4 protein-coding genes and 1 pseudogene are annotated in these 4,403 nt (G+C 33.8%); all 5 read left to right on the top strand.

Features of this window, described 5'->3' with window-relative positions; all coding sequences use genetic code 11:
* Positions 1-665, top strand: a pseudogene (locus QZV12_RS13515) (serine hydroxymethyltransferase); the annotation flags it as partial.
* 169 nt (positions 666-834) lie between these two features.
* Positions 835-1,533, top strand: a complete 699-nt coding sequence (locus tag QZV12_RS13510; protein WP_295622690.1) for a dihydromethanopterin reductase (acceptor) — start codon at positions 835-837, stop codon at positions 1,531-1,533.
* A 481-nt stretch (positions 1,534-2,014) separates the two neighbouring features.
* Complete coding sequence (locus tag QZV12_RS13505) at positions 2,015-2,209, top strand: hypothetical protein (protein ID WP_295622688.1); 195 nt, start codon at positions 2,015-2,017, stop codon at positions 2,207-2,209.
* Positions 2,210-2,217: 8 nt separating this feature from the next.
* A complete protein-coding gene (locus tag QZV12_RS13500) occupies positions 2,218-3,204 on the top strand; it encodes a hypothetical protein (RefSeq protein ID WP_295622686.1) in 987 nt (328 codons plus the stop codon).
* An 89-nt stretch (positions 3,205-3,293) separates the two neighbouring features.
* The coding region (locus tag QZV12_RS13495) for a hypothetical protein (protein WP_394350738.1) at positions 3,294-4,403 on the top strand (1,110 nt) is incomplete at its 3' end.

The following is a 4,403-nucleotide window of genomic DNA, read 5'->3' as shown; positions in this document are numbered from 1 at the left end:
TGATTGCAGGTAAACAATTCCAAGATCCTTTAAAAGAAGGAGCTGAAGTCCTTATGGGAAGTACCCACAAGACTTTCCCTGGTCCTCAAGGAGGAATTATCCTATCTGATAAGAAAAATGAAAAATTAATAGACAATGCTGTATTCCCTGGAGTGGTAAGTAACCACCACTTACACCATTTAGCTGGTTTAGGTATTGCTACTGCTGAAATGCTTGAGTTTGGAGAAGATTACGCTAAGCAAACCATTAAAAACGCTAAAGCATTAGCAGGTGCACTTGCTGAACAAGGATTTAATGTATTATGTGAAGACTTAGGATACACTGAATCCCACCAAGTAGGTATGGATGTTAGAGATGTTAAGAGAGCTACCATCTTAGCTAAGGAATTAGAGCAAAACAATATTATTCTTAACAAAAACCTCATTCCTGGTGACAATGTAAATGATAGTGATGACCCATCAGGTATCAGAATCGGTACTCAAGAAATCACCAGAAGAGGAATGAAAGAGAAAGAAATGGAAGAAGTAGCTGAATTCATCTGGAGAGTTGCTGAAGGTGAAAATGTAGACATCAAAGACGAAGTCACTGAATTCATGTCTCAATACAGAACCATTCACTACGCTTTCGAAGAGGAAGAAGGATACAAATTCATTGAACATATATAATCCAAGTTTTTTGAGATTTCGGCTCAAAAACCTTGTAACTCTTTTCATTAATTTAAGAGTTCAAATGTGTTTAAATTCTTAAATTTAAAAAAAGTTGGGATAAAGTTTTTTTATTTTTTATCTTTTTTATTTTTTTTTTTTTTTTTTTACTATTTTTTGGAGAAATTTTATGAAAATAGGATGGGCTTTTACTGGTGCAGGACATTTGCTTAAGGAAAGTGTTGAAGCTATGGAAGAAGTGGCAAAAGATCATGACGTAACTATCTTTTTATCACAGGCTTCAGAGGAAGTCTTAAAAATGTATGGTCTTTATGATAGGGTCGTTGTTGTAACTGGTGGAAGATATAATGAATTGGCAAGCGATTCCAATCAAAAATTTTCTTTCCCAATTACTGGAAGGCTTTCCCTTGGAAAATATGATTTGCTTATTGTGTCCCCTACAACTGCAAACACCGTTGCCAAAATAGTTCATGGAATTTCAGACACTCTTGTAACAAATGCAGTTGCACAAGCTGGAAAAGGCAGAGTAAAAACTCTTATGGTTCCTGTAGACATTGAACCTGGAGATGTGGAAACAATTTTGCCATCAAAGCTTGAAAAGACCAAATGCCAGAAATGTGATGAATGTGAGGCAGCTTTAGCTTGTCCAAACGATGCAATCATTCCACATGCAGAAATTGACTTATTGAAATGCATAGGATGTGGAACCTGTAAGGACATTTGCCCTTATGATGCAGTTTCAACAGGTAAGATCATAACCATGCATATGAGAGAAATAGATATTGAAAACACTCAAAAGCTCCAAAAAATGGAAGGAATCGAAATTTTCAACACTCCACAAAATCTCCTTGACAGTTTAAACTTATGAGATTGTTTTATCCATTTTAATTATTTTTAGTTTTTATTTTATCCTATTTTTTTTAATTTTATTTTAATTATTTTTAGTTTTTATTTTATCCTATTTTTTTTTAATTTTATTTTAATTATTTTGAGACTGTAAAATTTTTTAGGCTTATTTTAATTTTATTAGATTTCTTTATAAGTTAAAATCAATATTATGATTTCAAGCCTAAACTTTTTTACAAACTCTTTTTTTTTTTTTTTTAATGTTTCTAACTTTTTTTGTTTTTTTGTTGGGTTGTGATTTTTTTGCTGAAAATGGATGGTATTGATTTTTATTTAAGTCTTTATTTTGCTTTATTTTGGCCTTTCTCTTATGTAAGCAAGTGCTTGCATTCGAAAGACTTTATATACTAGTTTTAACACAATATGGTTGGTATCAATTGAATTTTTAATAAATTTATAATTTTTAATTTACTTAATTTCTATTTATTTAGGGGATGATCTTTATGGATTTTAAGTTTGCATTTTTTTTATCACTTATAATCTTATTTTTAACATTAGGGGCAGTTTCATCTGCTGATATTGATGGAATTGCTTTGGATGATCCATCTGGTCTTAGTGATGGGTCTTTGCTTGTTGATTCTTGTTCAAAAATCATTTCTTCTGATGGAGAAATGATAAGTTTTCTGAAGATAGTGTAGATGAGGATTTGTCTTTTGATTATCAGACATCAATGCCTCAAAGAAAGTCTAATGTTTTGACTTCTGGTGTTGTGGATATTAAAGTTTATGGTCCTAATTTGAAGGGTCTTCAAGAGCAAATCAATGATGCTCGTGCTGGGTCAACACTTAATTTGTTTAATAATTTTTCCACTATTAAGGATAAGAAGATCATTAAGATTTCTAAGGATATGGTTATTGATGGTCATGGCCATACAATTGATTTAGCTGGAAGCAGTGGACATGATCACTATTTTAAGGTTACTGATGGGTCTGTTACCTTTAAAAACATCAGATTTATCAATGGATACAATAAGGATGATGATACTGATGGAGCTATCTTTTTTAAAAGTTTAGGGATCTGTACAATTATAAATTGTACTTTTGAAAACTGTTGGGCTGAAAGTAAGGCTGGCGCTATTTTTTCTATAGGAGAATTGCGCATATTTAACTCTACATTTCTTAACAATAGAGTTGGTGATGATGGAGGTGCTGTATATGCTGAAGGCAATATGATTATCCATGGTTCAATATTCAATAACAATTCTGCTGATGATTGTGGTGGTGCAGTTGATGGTGAAGGCGCTATAACTGAAATATGGAACTGTACTTTTGATGGTAATGCTGCAGATGATGATGATGGCGGTGCATTATGGGTTAAGGGCAACCTATTTGTCAGGGATTCCATATTTAGATATAATGTCGCAGGGGATTGTGCTGGTGCAATTGATTGTGAAGGCTCTTTAACTGAAATACGCAACAGCACTTTGAAAGGCAATTATGCACATGATGATGGTGGTGCATTATGGATTTTAGGTAATCTCTTTGTTAAGGATTCCTTTTTCATTTCTAATGTTGCTGAGGATTCTGCTGGTGCAATTGATTGTGAAGGATCTAAAACTGAAATACAGAACAGCACTTTTGATGGCAATTATGCATATGATGATTTATTAATATCTTTGCATTATGGATTTTAGGCAATCTCTTTGTTAATGGTTCAATTTTCCAGGATAATATTGTTGAATCTTGTGGTGGTGCAATTGATTGTGAAGGATCCAGGCTTGATATGGATAATTGTACATTTGTTAGAAATATTGCAAATAATGATGGTGGCGCTTTATGGGTTAAGGGCAACCTGTTTGTCAATAATTCCCTGTTTATGGGTAATTTCGCAGAGGATTGTGCAGGTGCAATTGATGCAGAAGGAACTAGTGCTGTAATAATTGGCTCTATCCTTGCTAATAATCATGCTAAGGATATTGGTGGAGCCTTATGGGGCAAGGGCAATATAATTATCAATAACACCTTGTTCAACTATAATAATGCAGATGATGCTGCTGGAGACTTATATGTGGCTAAGAATTTGACTTTAGTCAATTCAACCATTTGCAACAACACTTCTAGTGACGGCAATGAGGTAATATGCAAGGGCAATAGGAAAATCATATTGAACAATAACAGCACTAGATTGTATATGCTAAAAGAGTTAATGGATGGTGCATCTGAAGGAATCACCTTAGATTTATATGACAATTATGACAGCATTGGTGATGAATCAATTCTTAAAATTTCCAAAAGCATTGTGATTGATGGGCATGGCCATACTATCAATTTATATGGGGACGGCAAGAATCCTCATTACTTTGAAGTCACTGGTGGAAATGTAATTTTCCAAAACATTAAATTTGCAAACGGATACAACTATAAGCTTGGCTATGGTGGTGCTTTGTACATTGCAGGGGATGCTATGGTGACTGTCATCAACTGCAGTTTTGAAAATTGTTGGGCTGAAAAGTCTGGTGGTGCGATTTATTGTGCCAATGACAAACTTTTGAAGATTGTCAACTGCAGTTTCTATCATAACAAAGAGGATGATTTAAATGGTGGTGCGATTTTTGCATATGATGTTATGATTGTCAATTCCACATTTGATGGTAATTGGGCGGGTGATAATGGTGGTGCTGTTTATGCCAGGAATACTATTGCTATGGGTGCACATAAGGACTTGAATTCTTCATTTGATTGTTGTTTCTATTATAATGGGGCTGTTGATGATGGAGGAGCTGTTTACTGTTCTAATAATGTTTTTATAGTAAATTGTGTATTTGAGCATAATCTTGCAGGGTCTAAGGATGATGGTGGTGCTGTCTGGGCAAAGAATGACATTATTTTAAAC

The sequence above is a fragment of the uncultured Methanobrevibacter sp. genome (genome assembly GCF_902769175.1).
GTDB lineage: Archaea > Methanobacteriota > Methanobacteria > Methanobacteriales > Methanobacteriaceae > Methanobrevibacter.
Note: the sequence above shows the minus strand (reverse complement) of the source record. Positions and strands in the feature narration are given on the sequence as shown.